18 protein-coding genes and 1 other RNA gene are annotated in these 20,631 nt (G+C 69.7%); 10 read left to right on the top strand and 9 right to left on the bottom strand.

The window, feature by feature from the left end:
• Position 1: 1 nt before the first annotated feature.
• The 3 genes from hrpB (at position 2) to LV79_RS23875 (ending at position 4,131) form a co-directional block, all read left to right on the top strand.
• Positions 2-2,395, top strand: coding sequence for an ATP-dependent helicase HrpB (gene hrpB, locus LV79_RS23885; protein WP_253840490.1), 2,394 nt, complete (start codon positions 2-4; stop codon positions 2,393-2,395).
• Between the two features lie 300 nt (positions 2,396-2,695).
• Positions 2,696-3,163 (top strand): DUF2127 domain-containing protein, encoded by a 468-nt coding sequence (locus LV79_RS23880; protein WP_372495433.1) that lies wholly within the window; start codon positions 2,696-2,698, stop codon positions 3,161-3,163.
• A 332-nt stretch (positions 3,164-3,495) separates the two neighbouring features.
• On the top strand, positions 3,496-4,131 hold the full coding sequence (locus LV79_RS23875; RefSeq protein WP_253840489.1) for a DedA family protein: 636 nt from the start codon (positions 3,496-3,498) through the stop codon (positions 4,129-4,131).
• On the opposite strand, the gene LV79_RS23870 is transcribed toward LV79_RS23875, so the two are convergent.
• Positions 4,088-4,759 carry a response regulator gene (locus tag LV79_RS23870; RefSeq protein WP_253840488.1) on the bottom strand — a complete coding sequence of 224 codons (672 nt, stop codon included), beginning with the start codon at positions 4,757-4,759 and terminating at the stop codon, positions 4,088-4,090. The two genes, LV79_RS23875 and LV79_RS23870, sit on opposite strands and share 44 nt — an antisense overlap.
• On the bottom strand, positions 4,756-6,297 hold the full coding sequence (locus LV79_RS23865; protein WP_253840487.1) for a sensor histidine kinase: 1,542 nt from the start codon (positions 6,295-6,297) through the stop codon (positions 4,756-4,758). The genes LV79_RS23870 and LV79_RS23865 overlap by 4 nt, the downstream gene beginning before the upstream one ends.
• Positions 6,298-6,386: 89 nt before the next feature.
• On the opposite strand from LV79_RS23865, the gene LV79_RS23860 reads away from it, so the two are divergent.
• Positions 6,387-6,863, top strand: a complete 477-nt coding sequence (locus LV79_RS23860; RefSeq protein WP_253840486.1) for a SixA phosphatase family protein — start codon at positions 6,387-6,389, stop codon at positions 6,861-6,863.
• 2 nt (positions 6,864-6,865) lie between these two features.
• Here the strand turns inward: LV79_RS23860 and LV79_RS23855 are convergent, their stop codons facing one another.
• From LV79_RS23855 to ssrA, 3 genes are all read right to left on the bottom strand, one after another.
• Positions 6,866-7,633, bottom strand: a complete 768-nt coding sequence (locus LV79_RS23855; RefSeq protein WP_253840485.1) for a hypothetical protein — start codon at positions 7,631-7,633, stop codon at positions 6,866-6,868.
• Between the two features lie 50 nt (positions 7,634-7,683).
• Positions 7,684-7,968, bottom strand: a complete 285-nt coding sequence (locus LV79_RS23850; protein ID WP_253840484.1) for a DUF2283 domain-containing protein — start codon at positions 7,966-7,968, stop codon at positions 7,684-7,686.
• Between the two features lie 198 nt (positions 7,969-8,166).
• Positions 8,167-8,539: a transfer-messenger RNA gene (gene ssrA / locus LV79_RS23845) on the bottom strand.
• 167 nt (positions 8,540-8,706) lie between these two features.
• Here ssrA and LV79_RS23840 point away from each other — a divergent pair.
• Genes LV79_RS23840 through LV79_RS23825 form a run of 4 tightly spaced genes read left to right on the top strand, consistent with a single transcriptional unit; the run spans position 8,707 to position 11,902 of the window.
• The gene (locus LV79_RS23840) at positions 8,707-9,369 is read left to right on the top strand and encodes a sensor domain-containing protein (RefSeq protein ID WP_253840483.1); all 663 of its coding nucleotides are present in this window, start codon (positions 8,707-8,709) and stop codon (positions 9,367-9,369) included.
• 2 nt (positions 9,370-9,371) lie between these two features.
• Positions 9,372-10,499: a sensor histidine kinase gene (locus LV79_RS23835; protein WP_253840482.1), complete on the top strand. Its 1,128-nt coding sequence runs from the start codon at positions 9,372-9,374 to the stop codon at positions 10,497-10,499.
• Positions 10,487-11,131, top strand: a complete 645-nt coding sequence (locus tag LV79_RS23830) for a response regulator transcription factor (protein WP_253840481.1) — start codon at positions 10,487-10,489, stop codon at positions 11,129-11,131. Before LV79_RS23835 ends, LV79_RS23830 begins: the two co-directional genes overlap by 13 nt.
• A gap of 39 nt (positions 11,132-11,170) precedes the next feature.
• A complete protein-coding gene (locus LV79_RS23825) occupies positions 11,171-11,902 on the top strand; it encodes a LolA-like protein (protein WP_253840480.1) in 732 nt (243 codons plus the stop codon).
• Between the two features lie 49 nt (positions 11,903-11,951).
• Here the strand turns inward: LV79_RS23825 and LV79_RS23820 are convergent, their stop codons facing one another.
• Both LV79_RS23820 and LV79_RS23815 read right to left on the bottom strand, forming a co-directional pair.
• Positions 11,952-12,317: a Rossmann-fold NAD(P)-binding domain-containing protein gene (locus LV79_RS23820; protein WP_253840479.1), complete on the bottom strand. Its 366-nt coding sequence runs from the start codon at positions 12,315-12,317 to the stop codon at positions 11,952-11,954.
• Positions 12,302-12,766 (bottom strand): SDR family oxidoreductase, encoded by a 465-nt coding sequence (locus LV79_RS23815; RefSeq protein WP_253840478.1) that lies wholly within the window; start codon positions 12,764-12,766, stop codon positions 12,302-12,304. The genes LV79_RS23820 and LV79_RS23815 overlap by 16 nt, the downstream gene beginning before the upstream one ends.
• A 62-nt stretch (positions 12,767-12,828) precedes the next feature.
• On the opposite strand from LV79_RS23815, the gene LV79_RS23810 reads away from it, so the two are divergent.
• Entirely contained in the window at positions 12,829-13,761 is a 933-nt protein-coding gene (locus tag LV79_RS23810) for a helix-turn-helix transcriptional regulator (protein ID WP_253840477.1), read from the top strand.
• Between the two features lie 90 nt (positions 13,762-13,851).
• Here LV79_RS23810 and LV79_RS23805 read toward each other — a convergent pair whose 3' ends face one another.
• A complete protein-coding gene (locus tag LV79_RS23805; RefSeq protein WP_253840476.1) occupies positions 13,852-16,581 on the bottom strand; it encodes a putative Ig domain-containing protein in 2,730 nt (909 codons plus the stop codon).
• Positions 16,582-16,927: 346 nt separating this feature from the next.
• Here LV79_RS23805 and LV79_RS23800 point away from each other — a divergent pair, with 346 nt between their 5' ends.
• The gene (locus LV79_RS23800; RefSeq protein ID WP_253840475.1) at positions 16,928-18,187 is read left to right on the top strand and encodes an acyltransferase family protein; all 1,260 of its coding nucleotides are present in this window, start codon (positions 16,928-16,930) and stop codon (positions 18,185-18,187) included.
• Between the two features lie 44 nt (positions 18,188-18,231).
• Here the strand turns inward: LV79_RS23800 and lon are convergent, their stop codons facing one another.
• Positions 18,232-20,589 carry an endopeptidase La gene (lon, locus tag LV79_RS23795; protein WP_253840474.1) on the bottom strand — a complete coding sequence of 786 codons (2,358 nt, stop codon included), beginning with the start codon at positions 20,587-20,589 and terminating at the stop codon, positions 18,232-18,234.
• Positions 20,590-20,631: the final 42 nt, after the last annotated feature.

The raw sequence follows: 20,631 nt of genomic DNA, 5'->3' as shown, positions 1-20,631 counted from the left end.
GGTGCTCCCGAGAGAACTACCCGACCTGCCGGTCCGCGCCGCGTTGGCCGAGATCACCCGAACGGTGACCGACCACGGCGTGGCGGTGTTGGTAGCGCCCCCGGGTACCGGCAAGACCACGCTCGTGCCGTTGGCGCTAGCGGAAACCGGCAAGGTTGTCGTGGCCGAGCCGCGCAGACTCGCCGCTAGGGCTGCCGCGTCGCGGATGGCGTCCCTGCTCGGTGAGCCTGTCGGGCGCACGGTGGGCTACTCGGTGCGTGGTGACCGCAAGGTCTCGCGGGACACCAGGATCGAGGTGGTCACCTCCGGCTTGTTGGTGCGCCGCTTGCAGAACGACCCGGAGCTGTCCGGTGTGGACACGGTCCTGCTCGACGAGTGCCACGAGCGCCACCTGGACGCCGACCTGCTGCTGGCGCTGCTGTTGGACGCTCGGGACGGCCTCCGACCCGACCTGCGGTTGCTCGCTACCAGTGCCACGGTCGCCTCCGACACGCTCGCGGCGCTGCTCGGCGATGCCCCGGTCGTGCGGGTGGAGGCGCGGACCTACCCGGTTGATGTCTTCTACAACCCGCCTATGCGCGGTGAACGCCTAGAGCAGTGCGTGTCGCGGACCGTCCACAGTGCTCTAACCGACCGCGAAGGTGACGTGCTGGTTTTCCTCCCTGGCGCTGCCGAGATCCGACGGGTCGCTGACGCACTGCGCGGCGTTGACGCTGACGTGCTCCCCCTGCACGGCAGACTCGCTAGTGCTGACCAGGACGCCGCGCTCCGACAGGGTCAACGTCGACGGGTAGTGCTATCGACGGCGGTAGCTGAGTCAAGCCTGACGGTGCCGGGCGTGCGAATCGTCGTAGACGCCGGGCAGTCTCGGGTACCGCGCGTCGACCACCGGCGCGGAATGGCCGGACTGACGACGGTACGGGTATCTGCGGCGGTAGCGGAGCAGCGCGCGGGACGCGCTGGGCGTGAAGCACCAGGGTGGGTCTACCGGTGTTGGCCGGAGAACGAGCACGCGACGTTGCCGAGGTACCCGGAGCCCGAGATCCGCACGGCCGATCTCACCAGGCTGGCGCTGGAGCTCGCGTGCTGGGGAACACCGGATGGATCAGGTTTGCGCTGGTGGGACGCACCTCCGGCCGGTCCGCTCGCGGCTGGGCGGGAGACGCTGACCGCACTGGGCGCGCTGGTCGACGGCGGGGTGACCGACCGGGGCCGCGCGATGGCCCGGCTCGGCCTGCACCCCCGGCTGGCCCGCGCCCTGCTCGACGGCGCAGCTGAGCTGGGCGCGAAGGCCACCGCCGAGGTCGTGGCCGTCCTCGACGACGACACGCTGGCCACCGACGTCGACCTGGAGGCCGCGCTGCGGGCACTGCGCGCCAACCCGGGGCGGTGGCGGCGCGAGGTCGAGCGCCTGACCGCGCTGGTGCCGGGGCCCGCCCGGTCGCGGGTCGACCCGGCGCTCGTGGTGGCCCTCGCGCACCCGGAACGCCTGGCCAGGCGCCGCTCCCCCGGGTCGACGGTGTACCTGATGGTCAACGGCACCGCGGTGGAGGCCCCCGGTGGCCTCGGCGCCCCGGAGTGGCTCGCGGTGGCGGTCGCCGAGCGGCGCCCCGGCGACCCGCACGGCCGGATCCGGCTGGCGGCGCGCGCGGACGAGGCCCTGGCGGTCAGCGCGGCGGCACCGCTGCTGGTCGAGGGCGACGAGGTGACCTGGGCCGACGGCGACGTGGTCGCCCGCTCGGTGCGCAGGCTGGGCGCGATCGTGCTGCGGGAGCGGCCACTGCGGAACCCACCCACGTCCGCGGTCCGGGAGGCGATCCTGGAGGGTCTGCGACGCGAGGGCCTCGACCTGGTGCGCTTCTCCCCATCGGCGTCGACCCTGCGGGACCGGTTGGCGCTGGTGCACCGCGTCCTCGGCCCACCCTGGCCCGCGGTGACCGACGACGACCTCGTGGCCACGGCCCAGCAGTGGATCGGCACCGCCAGGAACCGCGCCGACCTGGGCCGGATCGACATGACGGCGGCCCTGCGCGGCCTGCTGCCCTGGCCGCAGGCCGGTCGCCTGGCGGACCTGGTCCCCGAACGGGTGGAGGTCCCGTCCGGCTCGATGATCAAGCTCGACTACTCGGGCGAGACCCCCGCGCTACCGGTGAAGGTCCAGGAGGTGTTCGGCTGGACGACGAGCCCCACGGTGGTCGACGGCAAGGTCCCCGTGGTGCTGCACCTGCTCTCCCCCGCCGGTCGCCCCGTCGCGGTGACCGCCGACCTGACCTCGTTCTGGGCGGGTAGCTACCACCAGGTCCGCTCCGAACTCCGCGGCCGCTACCCCAAACACCGCTGGCCGGAGGACCCGATGACCGCACCCCCCACCCGCCACACCATCAACCGCCGCTAGCCCTCCACACGTCCCGGCACAGGAAACGCCAACCAGACCCCACTCGCCGGACTGTCGCAGCCCATGTGGCCCTGCTCTCCACGTCACCGTGCCCTTGGTGCGCCAAGGGCATCCAGCTCCGCCGCCTCGACTTGCTCGGGCGGTGACCTAGTCGGGCCGTGTGGCTGGGCCGCGATCCGGGTGTACTTCGACGTGGTCAGGGCCTGCCTGGACGTGCCAGGTCCTTGAGGGTCACCTGCAGACCATCGGCCTGGTGACCTTCGCCAGGACAGCGGGCGGTCGCGGGCTCATGCTGTGGTTGTGCATGGATTGTTCCGAGCGGCCATGGCCGTGAAGGCCATAGATGGCGGCGCGCAGGTGTTGGGTGGGTTGGCGCTCGCCATCGTTCCGACGACGGTGTTGACCGGGCTGGCGAACGACGTGCTGACCAGGGATCTGGTGGGCAACCACAACGGGACCCTCGCCCACCACCTCGCTGGCGCGATCCAGGACTTCGAGAGCCCCCGGACCCGCGTCTTCGCGGTGGTGTTCCTGCTCCTGCACGGCATCGTGAAACTCGGTCTGGTGGCGGCGCTGCACCGGCAGATCCGCCCCGCCTACCCCGTCGCCGCCGTGGTTCTGGCGGCCTTCGTCGTCTACGAGATCATCCGGTCCTTCCACACCGGCTCGATAGTCCTCCCCTTCTTCGCGGCCCTGGACATCATCACCATCGCCCTCGTCTTGCGTGAATACCGCCTCCTCCCAACACGGTCCGACCAACAGAACTGACCACGCGCCCCATCCCCGGTGTGACCGCCATCCCCACTCCCGCGCCCCAGCACCGCTCGCGCCCAAGCACCACCCAGCCGCGAGAGCCGGAAATGGCCCCACACAGCCATTGTGGCAGCGCAAACCATGATCCGCCTCACTCGGACAGGTGATTCGCCCTGACCTAAGTCAGTGGTTCGGGGTGGACGTTCAGCCACTGCGCCCGGGGTGCGCCGGGACCTAGCGTTCCCGGCAACCGACGAAGGGGGCGCTGTGATCGACAGCGTGCGAGGGGTTCCACAACCCGACAAAACGGGTACGCCACCAGGCAGGCGCGGAAGGAGGCAGGACACGTGAGCACCGGACCCGAGGGCGGGTTGACCGGGTGGGCGTTGGACGTCATGGACACCCTCGGCGGCCCGGGCGCTGGTCTCTTAGTCGCCGCCGAGAACTTGTTCCCGCCGCTACCGAGCGAGATATTCCTACCGCTGGCCGGTTTCGCTGCCAGTCGCGGTGGCATCACCTTGTTCAGTGCGATCTTCTTCACCACGCTGGGTTCGGTCCTAGGGGCGCTCGCCCTGTACTGGCTCGGCGCGAAGTTAGGCCGGGAGCGGCTGCGGGCTCTAGTGGAGAAGATCCCGCTGCTAGACGTGTCCGATGTGGAGAGAACGGAACACTGGTTCGAGAAGCACGGCGGCAAGGCGGTGTTCCTGGGGAGGATGCTGCCCGTCTTCCGCAGTCTTATCTCCATCCCCGCAGGGCTTAACCGCATGCCGTTGGTCAAGTTCACGCTTCTTACGACCGCGGGCAGCCTCATCTGGAACTCCGCGTTCGTGCTGGCGGGCTACCTGCTCGGGCAGAACTGGCACCTCATCGAGAACTACGCCTCGGTGTTCGAGAAGGTCGTGCTCGGCCTGTTCGTGCTGGCCATCGGCTGGTTCGTGATCAAGCGGGTGTCGGCCCGACGAGACCGGCCTCGTACGCGATGATCGCCGCCTGCACCCGGTTGCGGACGTCAAGGCGGGTCAGGATCGCGCTGACGTACGCCTTCACGGTGCCCTCGACCAGGTGCAGGCGCCGCGCGATCGCCGCGTTCGCCATCCCGGCACCCACCAAGGCGAGCACCTCACGCTCGCGCGCGGAGAGTGCCGCGACGCGCTCCCGCGCCTCTATCCGCGCGCCCATACGCCCTGCTGGCCCTGACGACAGCTCAGCGATGACCCGCGAAGCCACCTTGGGCGACAGGTAGGCCGCCCCCTCCGCGACAGCGTGTACGCCCGCGATCAGCTCTCGCGGGTCACCAGACTTGAGCAGGAACCCGCTTGCACCGTCTCCCAGTGCCCGAGCGATGTAAGAGTCCTCGGAAAAGGTGGTGAGCATGACGACGGCGGTATCGGGCGCGACGCGTCGGATCTCGGCGGCGGCAGCAAGACCGTCCATGCCTGGCATGCGAATGTCGAGCAGTGCGACGTCAGGCCTATGCGCAAGCGTTAGCTCTACCGCCGTTCGGCCGTCTCCAGCCTCCGCGACGACGTCGATGCCGTTGTCAGCGGCCAGGATCGCGCGAACCCCAGCACGGACCATGGCCTCATCGTCAGCGAGTAAGACGCGGATCACTGCTGGCTCCCCCTGACGACGTCCTTGGCGACCAACCGGTCGGCGTCGAAGCACACCCGCAGCACCGGCGCGTGGAAGTCGAACATGGCGGGCTCAGCAAGGTAGTACCGGCATCCCGCTCCAGGTGGGTTCGGCAAGGTAGGCGCGTCCAGCATCTCCATCTCCGGTAGCGCTGCCTCCACGTCGTCCTTGGGCTGCCCTATCCAGAACTGGTCGAACTCCGCGCGCGGTAGTACCGAGTGCGTCACCGAGTAGGCGTAGTAGCCGAACATCACCGCCACGAGACCGAACGCGATAGCGGCGGGTGCGCCTACCGCGACGATCAACCCACGCCGCGCGGTACGCCTTACCTGCTCACGGACGCTCTCGGTGGTCTCTATCGGCTCGACCACGGTGACAGCATCATGCGGCAGCCTTACCCGCACGGCGAACCCGCCGTCCTCAGGTCCGGCCGCGAACGTGCCACCCATCAGCAACGTGCGCTCTCGCAATCCGATGAGTCCTCGCTGAGTCCCGCCATCGGCGGCGACAGACCTAACGGGCTGCCCGTTGACCACGGACACCGACGTGACGCTCTCGCCCCGCTCAACGCTTACCGCCACGGCGGCCCCCGGCGCGTACTTGGCAGCGTTGGTCAGCCCCTCTTGCACCACCCGACGCACGGCCAGCCCTACGACCCCAGTTACGTCAAGATCGCCGCCCAGGTCGACAGCCATGCCGGACGCTCTAGCCCTCTCGACCAGGTCCGCTACCGAGTCACTGGTGGGTCGCAGCGGCGCTAGCGTCCCGGGCTCCCCTAGCAGGCCGATGATCGTGCGCAGCGTCTCCGAGGCCTGCCCGGCGGTCATACGCAACTCACCCGCTGCCTGCCGGTGGCGGTCATCGAGGCCTCTATCGACCTCGAGACCACCGGCGCGGAGTGCGATAAGAGCCAGTTCGTGGCCAAGCGAGTCGTGCATGTCCTGCGCGATACGAGCCCGTTCGCGTAGCCGCTCCCGTTCGGCGATGATCCGCTGCTCCCGTTCCAGCTGCTCGGCGCGCTGCCACCCGGCTCGCAGGAGCTCGGCTCGTTGCCGCACGAACCGGCCCGCGAACCAGGGGAAGACCGCGAACAGGACCAGGCCGAACACCATCCACAGCCACTGCATCATCTGCGTGTCCAACCGGCCACGGACGAAGCCGAGTACGACGGCGTAACCGAGCCCGACTGCCGCTAGAGCCGCGAACGCATAGACCGCCGGTCGAGGCCCCGCCATCCGGCGACCGAGTAGGTAGCTCGTCAACATCGCGGCCATGGTGAAGCTGACAGTGCCGATGCCCAAGAGCACGAGGTAGGCCAACCCGGCGCTGGCCAACATGAACGACACCAGGGGGAGCCGCCTGGACACGACGACCGCGCACACCAGCAGGCCGAACAGGCCGAACACGTCCCATGTGAGCTTGGTGACCGGCAGGTTCAACAGGACCTCTAGGCCGAACAACGCGCACAGGGTGACCCCGATCGCGACATCAACGGCGAGTGTCCGCGTCCGCTCCACCCGACCGACGCTACAAGCCAGGGGTGCGTTGTCGACACTGACGAAAGTAAAGCTGGTTCGATGGGGGTTCCACTGATGAGGAGGAGCCCATGCGCCGGTTGGTGGTGCTGCGACACGCGAAGTCGGCTTGGCCGGAGGGCGTGCCGGACTACCGTCGCCCGCTCAACGACCGAGGTAGGCGTGACGCCCCCGCGGTCGGCAGGTGGTTGGCCGACAACGTCGAGGAGATCGACCTCGCCCTGGTCTCGCCCGCGACCCGCACCAGGCAGACCTGGGAGCTGGCGGCGGCCGAGTTAACCGCCGTCCCGCCCACGACCTTCGACGAGCAGCTCTACGGGGAGGGCGCCGAGTCGATACTGACCGTGCTGCGGTCAGTGCCAGAGGACGCGCGGACCGTCCTGCTGATCGGGCACAACCCGGACCTAGAGGACGTCGTCGAGACTCTTACCGGTACCCGACCAGAGTTCAAAACCTCCGCTCTAGCGGTGCTGAGCTGGCCGGGCAAGCGCCTGACCACGGCGGCACGCTCGTCCAACCTGCTGCTCACGGAGACGATCAGGGGCTGACGCTACTTCCGCTCGACCTGCCCCGGGCTGGGCGCCTCGATGTTGACCAGGTCGCCCCAGTGGTGGTAGTCCACTTTGACCACGAAGTCAGCGCCCTTGGTCAGCTCCAGCCTGCTCTGGTACCTGGCGATGCGCCCACCGGGCTCCACCCAGACCTCGGTCGTGAAGGTCTCGCCCCGGACGTCCTTGAACGCCATCGCCGGGAACCAGAACGCGTCGCCGTCCAGCTTGGCCTTGGCCACCTGGACGGTGTACCTGGTCAACTCGCGGCCCGCGATGTGGTCCCGCTCGGCGACCACGGTCGTCCCCGCGGCGGCGATCGCGGCACCGACCCGCTGCGGGTCCAGCGACGAGTACGCCACCACGAACTGGATCAACGGGTTGTCCCGGTTGTCCTGGTCGATCTCCAGCCAGAGCTTCGAGGGATCCGTCTCCCCCGGCTGCGTGGCGTAGACCATGCCACCCAGGGCCAGCACCGTCAGATCACCGTGCTCGGTGTCGAGGGTGAACCGAACGGTCGGGTCCAACCGGTCCAACTCGATCGAAGCGGCACCGGTCATCCGCCGCTCCCCCTGGTCCCCGATGAGATCAGCCTGGACCGCCGTCCCCCGCCTGGCCGTCTGCTCCACGGCCCGCCCCAACGCCCCGGCATCAGCGAACTCAGCCACGAACGGCGCCGTGGTCACCGGCACCGGCGCGGTGTCCGCCCGCTTCGTACACCCGACCAGGCCCACCACGCACACCACAACCACGGCAGCAATACCGCGCATCACGCCCACCCCCAGGTTTCATGTGGATCTTAGCGATCCGCCGGGGCTGATCAGTCCCCGGTTGTCGCAGGCCTTCCCGGGGTGCGGGCGTCGACGAAGAAAGCGCTCGAGCCGATGATTTCGATGCCGACGACTTTGCCGTCCTCGGTGAGGTCGAGGATCAGGTCGAACCGCCCCGGCGCGTTCTCCATGGCGACCTGGCGCACGATGGGACCACTGCCGGGACTCAGGTAGATGTAACTGGCATCGGCTTCTGGATCGTGCTCATAGGGCAAGACCCGCGAGTCCCCGTCCGCGCTCATCTGGATGTCGCCTCTCTTCAGCAATCCGTCCACCCCACTCAACCACCGCAAAGGGGGTCCGGAGTCCGCTGGCTGGGACTTGAGGGCTTGGGCCCCGAGGAGGGGCGGAACGAGAGAGGCTCGCGCTCAGGGCTCCAGTCCTGTCCGCACCGTGGGGTCTGGGGGCTCGGCCCCCAGAAACAACAACGGCCGACCCGGTTCGCGTTTTCCGCGAACATGGGTCGGCCGAGGCCGTGGAGGTGCCGGGAATCGAACCCGGGTCCTCTGTCGTTTCACCAGGACTTCTCCGTGCGCAGTTCGCTATGTCTCTGCTTGGCCCCACCGGTCACGCGAACTAGCCGGTGTGACGGGCCCAGTCACTGTGGGATTCCCGTTCAGGCCCCGTGACCGGGACTGGCGGTGAGCCTCCTAGCTGATGCCGGGATCCGGGGCGGAGGCACCCCCGGGCCGACAGACTCGCACTCGCTTAGGCAGCGAGGGCGAAGTCAGCGCGACTGTTAGTCTTGGCGCTTATTGGTTTGCGAGCGACGCTTGAGGTGGTCATCTCGCCTGCACCTGCACGCTTCCCCTGACTCGACGTCCAGAGTCGAAACCGTTCACCCCCGTGTGGGTTGGGACAACCTTCCGGTCAGTCTAACGCCCGCGGCCCGGCGTTTCATCCCGGATACCGGAGGTAGGGCTAACCCCACCCCCAGGTCGGTAGCGTTCCCCATGGAGGGGGGCCGGTTCGACCGCGATGCTGGTGGTCAACGGCTTGAGGAGGCAGACGCGATGACCACCATCGAGAGCGACGGGACCCGACCGAACCCGTCGGTGCTGGGGGCGCTGGGGTACATGGTGATGAACCTGCCCCTGGGGATCGCGGGGTTCGTGGCGGTGGTGACGCTGTTCAGCGTGGGCCTGGGCACGGCGGTGGTCTGGGTGGGGCTGCCGGTGCTGGCGCTGGCGGTCGTGGGGGCGCGGGTGGGGGCCCGGGTCGAGCGGGCGCGGGTGTACGCGATGCTCGACATCTACATCGCCAGCCCGTACGTGCCGCTGCCGGAGCGGGGGCGGTGGAAGGCGCGGGTGCGGGACGTCGCGACGTGGCGGGACGTGAGCTACTTCGTGTTGCTGCTGCCCATCGGGGTGTTCGAGTTCACGGTGATGGTCACGGCGTGGTCGCTCACGCTCGGGTTGTTGTTCCTGCCCATCTACTACCGATACCTGCCCACGGAGAGCTGGCGGATCGGAGACTGGGACCACCCGTGGGTCGTGGTGGACTCGTTCGTAGAGGCGCTGCCGTTCGCGGCGCTGGGGCTGCTGCTGTTGGCGTTGACGCTGCCGGTCACCAAGGGTCTGGGTAAGGCGCACGCCTACTACGCCAGGGCACTGCTGGGTCCCGCTCGGTCACGAGTCGGGTCTTACGGTGCCGAGCCCGTCCCGAGTGGGGTCTAACGATGGAGTCACGCAGGTATCCGCACCCCGCGCGCGCGATCGCGTACCTGATCGGCGCGTTCCCACTGAGCCTCTTCACCTTCGTGGTCACGGTCACCCTCATCTGCGTCGGCATCGGCACCGTGGTGATCTGGGTCGGGGTGGCGATCCTGGTCGCGGCGGCGCTGCTGGCGCGGGCGTTCGGCAACGCGCACCGGGCCTGGGCGCGCACGCTGCTCGGCGCCGACCTGCCGACCCGTCCGGTGATGACCGCCAACGGCGACGGGATGCTGCGACAGTGGCAGGCCCTGCTGACCGACCGGCGGACGTGGCGCGACATCACCTACCTGATGCTGGAGTTCCCGCTGTCGGTGTTCGGGTTCGCGCTGGGGATCGCGTGCGTCCCGTTGTTCCCGTTGGCGCTGTTCCTCGCCCCCCGCTACGCCTGGCTGCACTCCCAGCTGACCATCTCGATGCTCGGCCCCGACCGCACCCAGGATCTGACGGCGCGGGCGGAGCAGCTGCAGGCGTCACGGGCCCGCGGGGTCGACGCGGCGGAGGCCGAGCGCAGGCGCATCGAGCGCGACCTGCACGACGGCGCGCAGCAGCGGCTGGTGGCGGTCGCGATGGGGCTCGGCCGGGCCAAGGGCAAGCTGGACGCGGACCCGGAGCTGGCCAAGGCGCTGATCGACGAGGCGCACGCCGACGCGAAGCTGGCCGTGGCCGAGCTGCGCGACCTGGCCAGGGGCATCTACCCGGCGGTGCTCGGCGACCGGGGGCTCGACGCGGCGCTGTCGTCGCTCGCGGCGAAGTGCCCGGTGCCGGTCGAGGTCACCGTGACCGTGGAGCCACGCCCGCCCGCCGCCGTGGAGAGCACCGCGTACTTCATCGTGGGCGAGTCGCTGACCAACATCGCCAAGTACGCCAACGCCAGCCTCGTCACCGTGAAGCTGTGGCGGACGGAGCGGGCCAGCGGCGACCAGGTCGTCGTGGAGATCACCGACGACGGCGACGGGGGCGCCGTGCTGCGCCCGGGGGGTGGCCTCGCCGGGCTCGCGGACCGCGCTGCGACGATTGACGGCGTGATGACCGTGGTGAGCCCCATCGGTGGGCCGACAGTGATCAGGGCTGACCTCCCGTGCGCGTGGTGATCGCCGAGGACTCGGTGCTGCTGCGGGTCGGCGTGACCAGGCTGCTCGCCGACGAGGGCATCGAGACCGTCGCGGCGGTCGACGACGGTGACGGGCTGCTGCGCGCGGTCAGCGAACACCGCCCCGACCTGGCGATCGTCGACGTGCGGATGCCGCCGACGTTCACCGACGAGGGGCTGCGGGCGGCGGTGCGGGCCCGCGAGGAGATCCCGGGGCTGCCCGTGCTGGTGCTCTCGCAGTACGTCGAGGAGCGCTACGCGGTGGAGCTGCTGGCCGGGGGCGCGGGCGGGGTCGGGTACCTGCTCAAGGAGCGGGTGGCCGACGTGGCGGACTTCGTCGACGCCGTGCAGCGCGTCGCCGGGGGCGGGACCTGCATCGACCAGGAGGTGATCGCGCAGCTCATGGCCAGGGGACGACGCAACCCGATCGACCTGCTCACCCCGCGCGAGCGCGAGGTCCTCGGCTTGATGGCGCAGGGCCTGTCCAACATCGCCATCGCCCGGTCGCTCACCGTGTCCGACGGCGCGGTGGAGAAGCACGTCGGCAACATCTTCTCCAAGCTCGGCCTGGAGCCCTCCTCGGAGGAGCACCGCCGGGTTCGCGCGGTCCTGACCTTCCTTGACCGGGGCTGACCCGGGGGTACGCTGCCCGCGATCCTGGGGGTGGTTGTTGTGCGCGGTGCCGTTACCGCTGTCGTGGCGAGTCTGGTTGTTCTCGCTGGGTGCTCTAGTGAGGAGCCGCCCTCGGTCGTCCCCGAGTTCGGCGACGCCAAGGCGCTAGGGGCGGCGATCGACGCTCTAGCGGCGAAGGAGCGGACCGTTCACATGACCGTTCCCGGTAAGCCGGGCTACGAGTCGATCGTCAGCAAGGGCTCCGTTCGGATGGATCAGCCAGATACGGCTCTAGAGATGGTGGTGCCGAACGGGCAAGAGACCTGGAAGGTCCTCACGCTCGGCGAACACCTCTACCTGTCGCGGCCGCAGGCGACGCCCAGCGGCAAGCAGTGGCAAGAGATCGGTCCGGACTCGAAGGACAAGTCCGACCAGGCCATCGCGGGCGTGACCGGCGGGTTCGGCTCGCTCGACCCCCGGCGGGTCGCGGCGGACCTGGGCGCGGGCGTCCTGGTCGAGGCCAAACCCGACCAGGACGCCACCCGGTACCGCGTGCGGATCAGCACCGACAAGCTGACCTCGGCCTTCGGACTCAGCGAGACCGTGCTGCTCCGGCTCCCCCAGTCCAGCTTCCCGGTGGACGCCTGGGTAGGACCCGGCGGTCGGCTCTTGCGCTTCGAGGCCCACTTGGACGAGGCCGCAGGCAAAACCTTCCGCACCAGCTACAGCGACTGGGGCCAGTCGGTGGAGATAGATGCCCCGAAGCCCGAAGAGATCGAACCCAAGCGGTAGCCGCCAAGGAGACTCAGCCCTCCCGGTAGCCGGATAAGGTCGAGCCCGCTTAGAAGGCGTGGGTGTTTTCGCGGGCCCACTGGGTGGAGGTGCGGGCAGGGGTGCCAGTTACCTCCTCTACGGTCGGGAGCGGTGTGTGTCCTGCTGGGGGTGGGGTGGTGCGCATGGCGATGAAGAACTCGATGTCGGAGGCGCTGTAGCCCTCGTTCTGCCACTTGGCGACGATCTCGGCCTGGCTGAGTTCGACGAAGTGGAGGTCGCGGCCTAGGGCTTCAGCGAGGATGGCGACCCTCTCTGGTGCGGTTAGTGCTTCCGGGCCGGTGAGCCAGTAGTCCTTGCCGGAGTGGCCGTCCGATGTCAGTACGGTTGCGGCTACCGAGGCGATGTCGGCGTCGTGGACTAGGGCGCTCGGCATGGTTGGAAAGGCGTCGCGGACGCGGCGGTGGAGACGGCTTGCTCGGCCCATTCCAGGGTGTTGGACATGAACTCGACCGGGGACAGGTAGGTGTAGTCGAGGCCGCTTGCCGCTACCGCGTTGTCGAGTTCGGTCTTCTCGAGGTCTCCCTTGAGGACGGTCAGCTTGCGGACGCCTGCCGCGCGGGCCAGGTCGACGATGTCGGGGCCGTTGGTCAGTGGGGCGTAGTCGTCGCCGAAGCTGATCAGGTGGGCGGCGGTTACGCCGGTGAACGCGCTGGTCAGGGCTGCCGTGTCGGCGAGGCTGGCCTGGAACAGCTCGACACCGGCTGGGAGGGCGGCCCTGGCCGGGTCGCGGGTGATGGCGCGGACGTGGTGGCCCGCGGCGAGGAGTTGCGACACCAGGGGGCGGCCGACATTTCCGGTGGCACCGGACACGAGGATCGTCATGGCGGCGACCGTAGGTCCGATCGTGGACAGGTCCTGGCCGCGATTGCTGCGAGACTCGAGCCATGGCCGAACCGCGACTGTTGTCCCTGCTGGGGCTGTTGCAGGCGCGCCTGGACTGGACCGGCCCGGAGTTGGCGCGGCGGCTCGCGGTGAGCCCGCGCACGGTGCGGCGCGATGTCGAACGGCTGCGGGACCTGGGTTACCCGGTCAACGCCGTCGGTGGGGTCGGCGGCGGGTACCGACTGGGTGTCGGCGTCCGGCTGCCACCGCTGTTGCTCGACGACGACGAGGCGGTCGCGGTGGCGGTCGGCGTGCGGACGGCGGCGGCGGTGACCGGCATCGAGGAGATATCCGCCCGGGCGCTGGCCAAACTGGACCACGTCCTGCCCGCGCGGCTGCGGCACCAGGTGAACACGATCGCGGCCGCGATGGTCACCACGCCGACCCCGGGTTCCACAGTGGATACCGCGACCCTGGCCACGATCGCCGCCGCGGTGCGGGACCACCACCGCCTGCGGTTCGACTACCAGGGTGGCCAACGCGATGTCGAGCCGTACCGGTTGGTGCACAGCGGTCGCCGTTGGTACCTCTTCGCGTGGGACACAGGTAGAGGTGACTGGCGGACGTTCCGGGTAGATCGACTCGCGCCACGTACGCCTACTGGACCCAGGTTCCCCCCACGTGACCTACCGGAGGAAGACATGGGCCGGTACTTCGTGCGCACTACGACCACCACCCGCTACCGGCACCAGGCAAGGCTGACGATCCACGGTCCGGCTATCGAGGTTGCCGACGAGGTACCACCAACAATCGGTCTAGTGGAACCGATCGACGACCGGACCTGCACGTTGCACATCGGGTCCGACAGCCTCGACCAACTCGCGGTCTGGGTGGCGGCATTCGGTTTCGAATTCGAGGTACACGAACCCGAGGAACTCCGCGTCCACATCCAGAACCTGACCGCCCGCCTGAGTCGCTCGGTCGGACAGGACTAACGCGCACGGCCCCCGGTGGGACGCACCGGGGGCCGTGGCGTGGCTATTCGCTCGTGGGGCGACCACGGGGGCCGCCCCACGAGCGGTTCATCAACTCACTGCGAGAGTGATGTCGTCGAGGACGAACGACGTTTGCAGTGAGGCGTCTTCGGTGGAGACGAACTGGAGGCTGGCAGTCTGGCCCGCGTAGGCGCTCACGTCGACGGTGACCTGCTGGTAGTCACCGGCGTCGAGGTTGGAGTACGACTTCAGCGTGGTGGTGCCGAACCGGACCGACATCTTGTCGTACTGCAGCGTCTGGGTCGTCTCGGAGGTGTTGATGTAGACCCAGAAGGACAGCGTGTACGACGTGCAGCCCGTCGGGATGGTGAGGGACTGCCCGAAGTTCTCGGTGGCGGTGGTGCCCCGCCCGCCGAGCCACGCGCTGTAGGTGCCGCTGTGCGACGGGATGCCCTGACCGCCGTGGGTGCCGATGACGCCCGCGGTCTGGGTCCAGCCGGTGGTGCCGTTCTCGAAGTCCGGGTTGGTCACCAGCTGCGGGTTGGAGCTGCAGCTGCTGGCCGGGCCGACGGTCCAGTCGATGACGACAGTGCCCTGGCCGTCAGTGGCGGCGGCGAAGACCACCGACGAGTACGTGCCCTCAGCGGTAGGAGTACCGGTGATGAGACCACTACCGTCGATGGAGACCCCACCGGGCAGACCACGCGCGGACCAGCGGTACGGCGCAGTACCACCGGAAGCCGATAGCGCCACGTTCACCCGCTGACCGACCTTCGCCGATTGCGCGCCGGGGTCGGTGATGGTGACAACGGCGCCGCCATCGCTGATGGTCCAGTCGAAGCTGACCGAGCCGCTGCCGCCGGTGGTGCCGGTGGCGGTGGCGGTCACGCGGAACGTGCCTGCCTTGCTCGGCGTACCGCGAACAACCAGGGTGTCGCTACCGCCGTGGTCGGAGGTAAGACCGTCCGGCAGGCCAGTGACCGACCACGAGTACGGGGCCGTGCCACCGCTGGCGACCAGCTTCAGGCCCGCCTTCACCCCGACCTTGCCCGACTGCGGGCCGGGGTCGCCGATGGTGATGTCGCCACCGGGGGCATCGGTGATCGTCCAGTTGAACTTGACGCTGCCCGGGTTGCCCGAGGCGGGCGTCGCGGTGACGGTGACGCCGTAGATGTCCGCGGCGGTGGGGGTGCCGGAGACGACGCCACCGGTGGAGATCGACAGCCCGGTCGGGAGACCGACGGCCGACCAGGTGTACGGGGCGGTGGCGCCGGTCGCCCGGAGGGTCAGGTTCACCGGGGTGCCCACGCGACCGGTCTGGTCACCCGGGTCGGTGACCTCCGCGTCACCCGCGGGCGGGGCGGTGATCGTCCAGGTGAACGAGGCGCTGCCCGGGGTGCCCGCCGCGGGGGTCGCGGTGACGGTGACGTTGTAGTTGCCCGCCGTGGTGGGGGTTCCGGAGATCACCCCACCGGTGGAGACCGACAACCCGGCCGGGAGGCCGGAGGCGGTCCAGGTGTACGGAGCGGTGCCGCCGGTGGCCGACAGCGTGAGGCTGGCGGGGGTGCCGACGGTGCCCGACTGGTTGCCCGGCTGGGTGACGGTGGTGGGCGTGCCCGCGCCCTCACCGGTGAACAGCAGCTTGTTCGGCGACCCGGTACCCGGGTTGGTCACCTTGCCCGAGGTGGCCTGGGCGAGGAGCGCGGTGGCGACCTGCGGCGGCGTGTCGGTCGGGTGGCCCTGCAGGTAGCGCGCGACGGCACCGGCCACGTGCGGCGTCGCCATCGACGTGCCGCTGATCCGGTTGGTCGCGGTGTCGCTGTCCTTCCACGACGAGGTGATGTTCTGCCCCGGCGCGAACAGGTCGGTGCAGGTGCCGTAGTTCGAGAACGACGCGCGCGCGTCGGATTCGGCGGAGGCGTTGACGGTCAACCCCTCGGTCACGCGTGCCGGGGAGGAGTTGCACGCGTTGGTGTTGTCGTTGCCGGAGGCCAGGGCGTAGGTGATGCCCGCGGCGATCGAGTTGCGCACGGCCGTGTCGGTCGTGCTCGAGGCGCCGCCGCCGAGGCTCATGTTGGCCACGGCGGGCTTGGTGGCGGTGCGGGTCACCCAGTCGACGCCGCTGACGACACCGGTGTTGGAGCCGGACCCGGCGCAGTTGAGCACCTTCACCGCGACCAGCTTGACGTCCTTGGCGACCCCGTACTCGGTGCCGCCGACGGTGCCCGCCACGTGCGTGCCGTGGCCGTGGCAGTCGGTGTTGTTGGTGTCGACGGTGTTCGTGCCCCAGGTGGCCCTGGTGCCGAACGTGCGGTGCGAGGTGCGGATACCGGTATCGATGATGTACGCGGTGACGCCCGCGCCGGTGGAGTCGTAGTTGTAGTTCTGGTCGAGCGGCAGGTTGCGCTGGTCGATCCGGTCCAGGCCCCACGACGGCGGGTTGGGCTGGGTCCCGGTGGCGCGCACGACCGCGTCCTGCTCGACCATCGCGACCGCCGGGTCGGCGGCCAGCTTGCGCGCCTGGGCGGGCGACATCGATGCGGCGAAACCGCGCAGCGCGTTGCGCCACGTGGTCCGCGCCGTCGCGCCGTAGCGGGCCGCCACGTCGGCGACCGCACGGTCCACATTGGACGTGATGGCGGCGGTGTCCTTGAACGTCACCAGGTAGCTGCCGGGGATGGCGTCGGCTCGGTCGGCTCCGAGGACGACACCCTCAGCGGCTTCGGCGGTTCCGATGCCCACCACCAGCGCGGTTGCGGTGGCGGCGACCACCCCCGCGGCGAGCGCGCGTCTGCGCAGGCTCGCGCGAACTTGTCTCATGGGATGACTCCAATAAAAGCGATGCAGGGATCAGGGGACGATGTTCGCGAACGGCTCGGCATGCCGGTCGTGAGAAACAACCACAATCACACCCATTGGCGCCAGCGCACGGGAATGAATTCCACTGTTCAGTCCATAGCGCACCCGCTAACCCGACGTGATACCCGCATATCCGTGCCTGAATAAGGAAAACCCTTGTGAATTCACACCCGGGGTAGGGCTGTCCCCACCCCCGCCGCTGGTGCGGCCACCCCCGGCCGGACACCGGCTGGCCTGGCTGCTCACACGCGTCCGGCCCGACATGCTCGAACCCGGCAACGAGCCAGGTGCGAGGGGGGCAGCAGTGGTGAGAGCAGCGCGGGACCCGTTCTTGGACGTGATCCGAGTGGCGGCGGTACTGCTGGTCGTCGGTCAGCACTGGCTGATGCCGGTGTTGGCCAGCGATGGCTCGACGGTGGAAACAGGGAACGCGCTGACCACTCCGGGCTGGTGGTTGTTGACCTGGCTCTCGCAGGTGATGCCGGTCGTGTTCTTCGCCGGTGGCGCGGCGAACCTGCACTCGTTCCGGGCGGCCGGGCACACCAGGGCGTGGCTGGCCGGGCGGCTGCGCAGGCTGGTGGTGCCGGTGCTGCCGCTGGCCGGGGTGTGGGTGGTGCTGCCGGAACTGCTGCTGGGCGCGGGGGTCGCGCCGCAACCGGTGGACGTCGCGGGCGGCATCAGCGCGCAGCTGCTGTGGTTCCTGGTGGTGTACCTGGTCGTGGTGGCGGTGACACCGGTGATGGCCAGGGCGCACGAGCGGTTCGGCCTCGGCGTGCTGGTCCCGTTCGCCGCGCTGGCCGTCCTGGTCGACGTGGTGCGCTTCGCCGGGCTGCCCGAGGCGGGGTTCGTCAACGCCGTGGTCATCTGGGTCGCGGTGCACCAGCTCGGGATCTGCTACGCCGACGGCAAGCTGGAGCTGGGTCGGCGGGGGCACGTGGCCATGGCGGTCGGCGGGTTCGCCGTGGTCGCCGCGATGGTCGCGTTCGGACCGTACGCGCAGAGCATGATCGGCATGCCCGGGGCGCCGATGTCGAACATGAGCCCGCCCGCCGCCGTCCTGCTGCCGCTCGCGGTCGGCCAGCTGGGGTTGCTGCTGCTGGCCCGGCCGGTGCTCAACCGGCTCGACGGCCCGGCCATCAGGGCGATCGGGGCGCGCTGCACCACGATCTACCTCTGGCACATGCCCGCGCTCGTGGTCGTCGCGGGCGTCATGGTGCTCGGCATGGGCTACCGCACACCGGACCCCGGTTCGGTCGAGTGGTTCGCGGTGGCACCGATGTGGGTGACCTGCGTCGGCTTGGTCCTCGCCGCCCTGGTCCGGGTCTTCGGCCGCTTCGAGACCGGGGCGGGACGGGCGGTCCCCTCCCCCAAGGTGCTGACGGCGGGCTTCGTCGCGGCCGCGGCAGGTCTCTTAGGGCTAACCATCAACGGCTTCTCGCCCGACGGCCCCAGCCTCTTCGAAGGCCCGGTCCCGTGGGCGGTACTAGTCCTTACCGGTGTCGCCCTCTGCACCCGGTCTGACCGTGAGTGGACGCGCGCGCCGCGCCTCCAGCCCGCACACCACTAACTGCCGCAGGTGGGCCACCCCGTCACGGAGTGGCCCACCTGGTGTCACGCGGCCAGTTGACTCGCCTGCGGCTCTAGCGCCAACCGGAGCGCGTCGCGGACGTCGCTGACGAGGTGGATGGTGAGCTCCTCGCGCACCGACTCCGGCACGTCCTCCAGGTCCGGTTCGTTGCGCTGCGGCAACAGAACCGTGGTGATGCCCGCGCGGTGGGCGGCGAGCAGCTTCTGCTTCACCCCGCCGATCGGCAGCACCCGGCCGGTGAGCGAGACCTCACCGGTCATCGCGACGTCCGAGCGCACCGGGCGGCCCGACAGCAGCGACGCCAGCGCGGTCGTCATCGTGATGCCCGCGCTCGGCCCGTCCTTGGGCACCGCGCCCGCCGGGACGTGGACGTGCACACCCCGCTCGGCCAGTTCCGCGACCGGCAGCCCCAACGCGGGGCCGTGCGAGCGCAGGAACGACAGCGCGATCTGGGCCGACTCCTTCATGACGTCACCCAACTGCCCGGTCAGCGTCACCCCGGTGGCCCCGGTCTCCTTCTCCGCCAGCGAAGCCTCTACGAACAAGACGTCGCCACCGGCTCCGGTGACCGCGAGCCCGGTAGACACACCTGGCACCGAAGTCCGCTCAGCCGACTCTGGCGTGTGCCTCGGCTGCCCGAGATAACCGCGCAGGTTCTGAACGTCGACCGTCAGCGGCAACTGCACATCGCCGACCGCGAGCTTCGCGGCGACCTTGCGCAGCACCCGCGCGATAGCGCGCTCCAGCTGCCGCACCCCGGCCTCGCGGGTGTACTCCCCCGCCAGCAGCCGCAGGGACGGCTCGGTGACGACCACTTCGTCGGCGGTCAGCCCGGCCCGGTCCAGCTGCCGGGGCAGCAGGTGGTCCCTGGCGATGACGACCTTCTCGTCCTCGGTGTACCCGTCGAGCTGGACCAGTTCCATCCGGTCGAGCAGCGGCGCCGGGATGGCCTCGACGACGTTGGCGGTGGCCAGGAAGACCACGTCCGACAGGTCGAGCTCCACCTCCAGGTAGTGGTCGCGGAAGGTGTGGTTCTGCGCCGGGTCGAGCACCTCGAGCAGCGCCGCCGTCGGGTCGCCCCGGTAGTCGGAGCCGACCTTGTCGATCTCGTCGAGCAGCACGACCGGGTTCATCGAGCCCGCCTCCTTGATGGCGCGCACGATCCGGCCGGGCAGCGCGCCGACGTAGGTGCGCCGGTGACCGCGGATCTCCGCCTCGTCCCGCACGCCACCCAGCGCGACCCGGACGAACTTGCGCCCCATGGCCCGCGCGACCGACTCGCCCAGCGACGTCTTGCCCACTCCGGGCGGGCCCGTCAGCGCCAACACCGCGCCACTACGACGCCCGCCGACGACACCGAGCCCACGCTCGTCCCGACGGTTGCGCACGGCGAGGTACTCGATAACGCGATCCTTCACGTCTTCAAGCCCGGCGTGGTCAGCGTCAAGCACCGCTCGTGCGCCCGCGATGTCGTAGGCGTCATCGGTGCGCTCGTTCCACGGCATCTCTAGGACCGTGTCCAGCCAGGTGCGGATCCACCCCACCTCCGGCGACTGCTCCGAGGTGCGCTCCAGCTTGTCCACTTCAGACAGCGCTGCCTCGCGAACCTTCTCCGGTAGCTCTGACTCGGACACACGCGCCCGGTAGTCCTGCTCCTCGGAGGCAGGCTTACCGTCCAATTCGGCCAGTTCCTTCCGGATGGCCGCGAGCTGTTGGCGCAACAGGAACTCCCGCTGCTGGCGCTCCATCCCCTCCTTGACGTCCTTGCGGATCGTCTCGGCGACGTCCAACTCGGCGAGGTGCTCGCGCCCCCACTCCAGCAACCTCTCCAGCCGCGCGGTGACATCGGTCGTCTCCAGCAGCCAGACCTTCTGCTCGTCGGACAGGTACGCGGCGTACCCGGCGAGGTCGGCCAGCGCGGCCGGGTCGTCCACCTGGGTCACGCTGTCGACGACCTGCCACGCGCCCCGCTGCTGCAGGATCGTGGTGACCAGGCCCTTGTACTCGCGGGCCAGGTCGCGGGTGCGTGCGTCAGTCGTCTCGTCGGCGGTCTCGACCTGCACCCACAGGGCCGCGCCGGGGCCGGTCGTGCCCGCGCCGATGCGGACCCGGCCGGTGCCGCGCACCACGGCCGCCCGCTCACCGCCGGGCAGCCTGCCCACCTGTTCGACCACCGCCAACGTGCCGACCCGGGCGTATTTGCCGTCCAACCGGGGCACGAGCACCACGCGCGCGGGTTCACCCGCGGCTTGCGCGGCTTCGACGGCGGCACGGGCCTCGGTGGCGTTGCCGGATCCGGTCAGCTGGATGGGCACGACCATGCCGGGCAGCAGGACCGTGTCGTCCAGGGGGAGCACCGGCAGGTTCAGGGCCTCGGACATGGGATCAGCCTCCAGGAGTTGAGTCTGATCACGTCAACTTCC

Origin of the sequence: Actinokineospora globicatena, from assembly GCF_024171945.1 — a bacterium.
GTDB classification, from domain to species: Bacteria; Actinomycetota; Actinomycetes; order Mycobacteriales; family Pseudonocardiaceae; genus Actinokineospora; species Actinokineospora globicatena.
The sequence above is the reverse complement of the archived record's forward strand: the minus strand, read 5'-3'. Positions and strand labels throughout refer to the sequence as shown.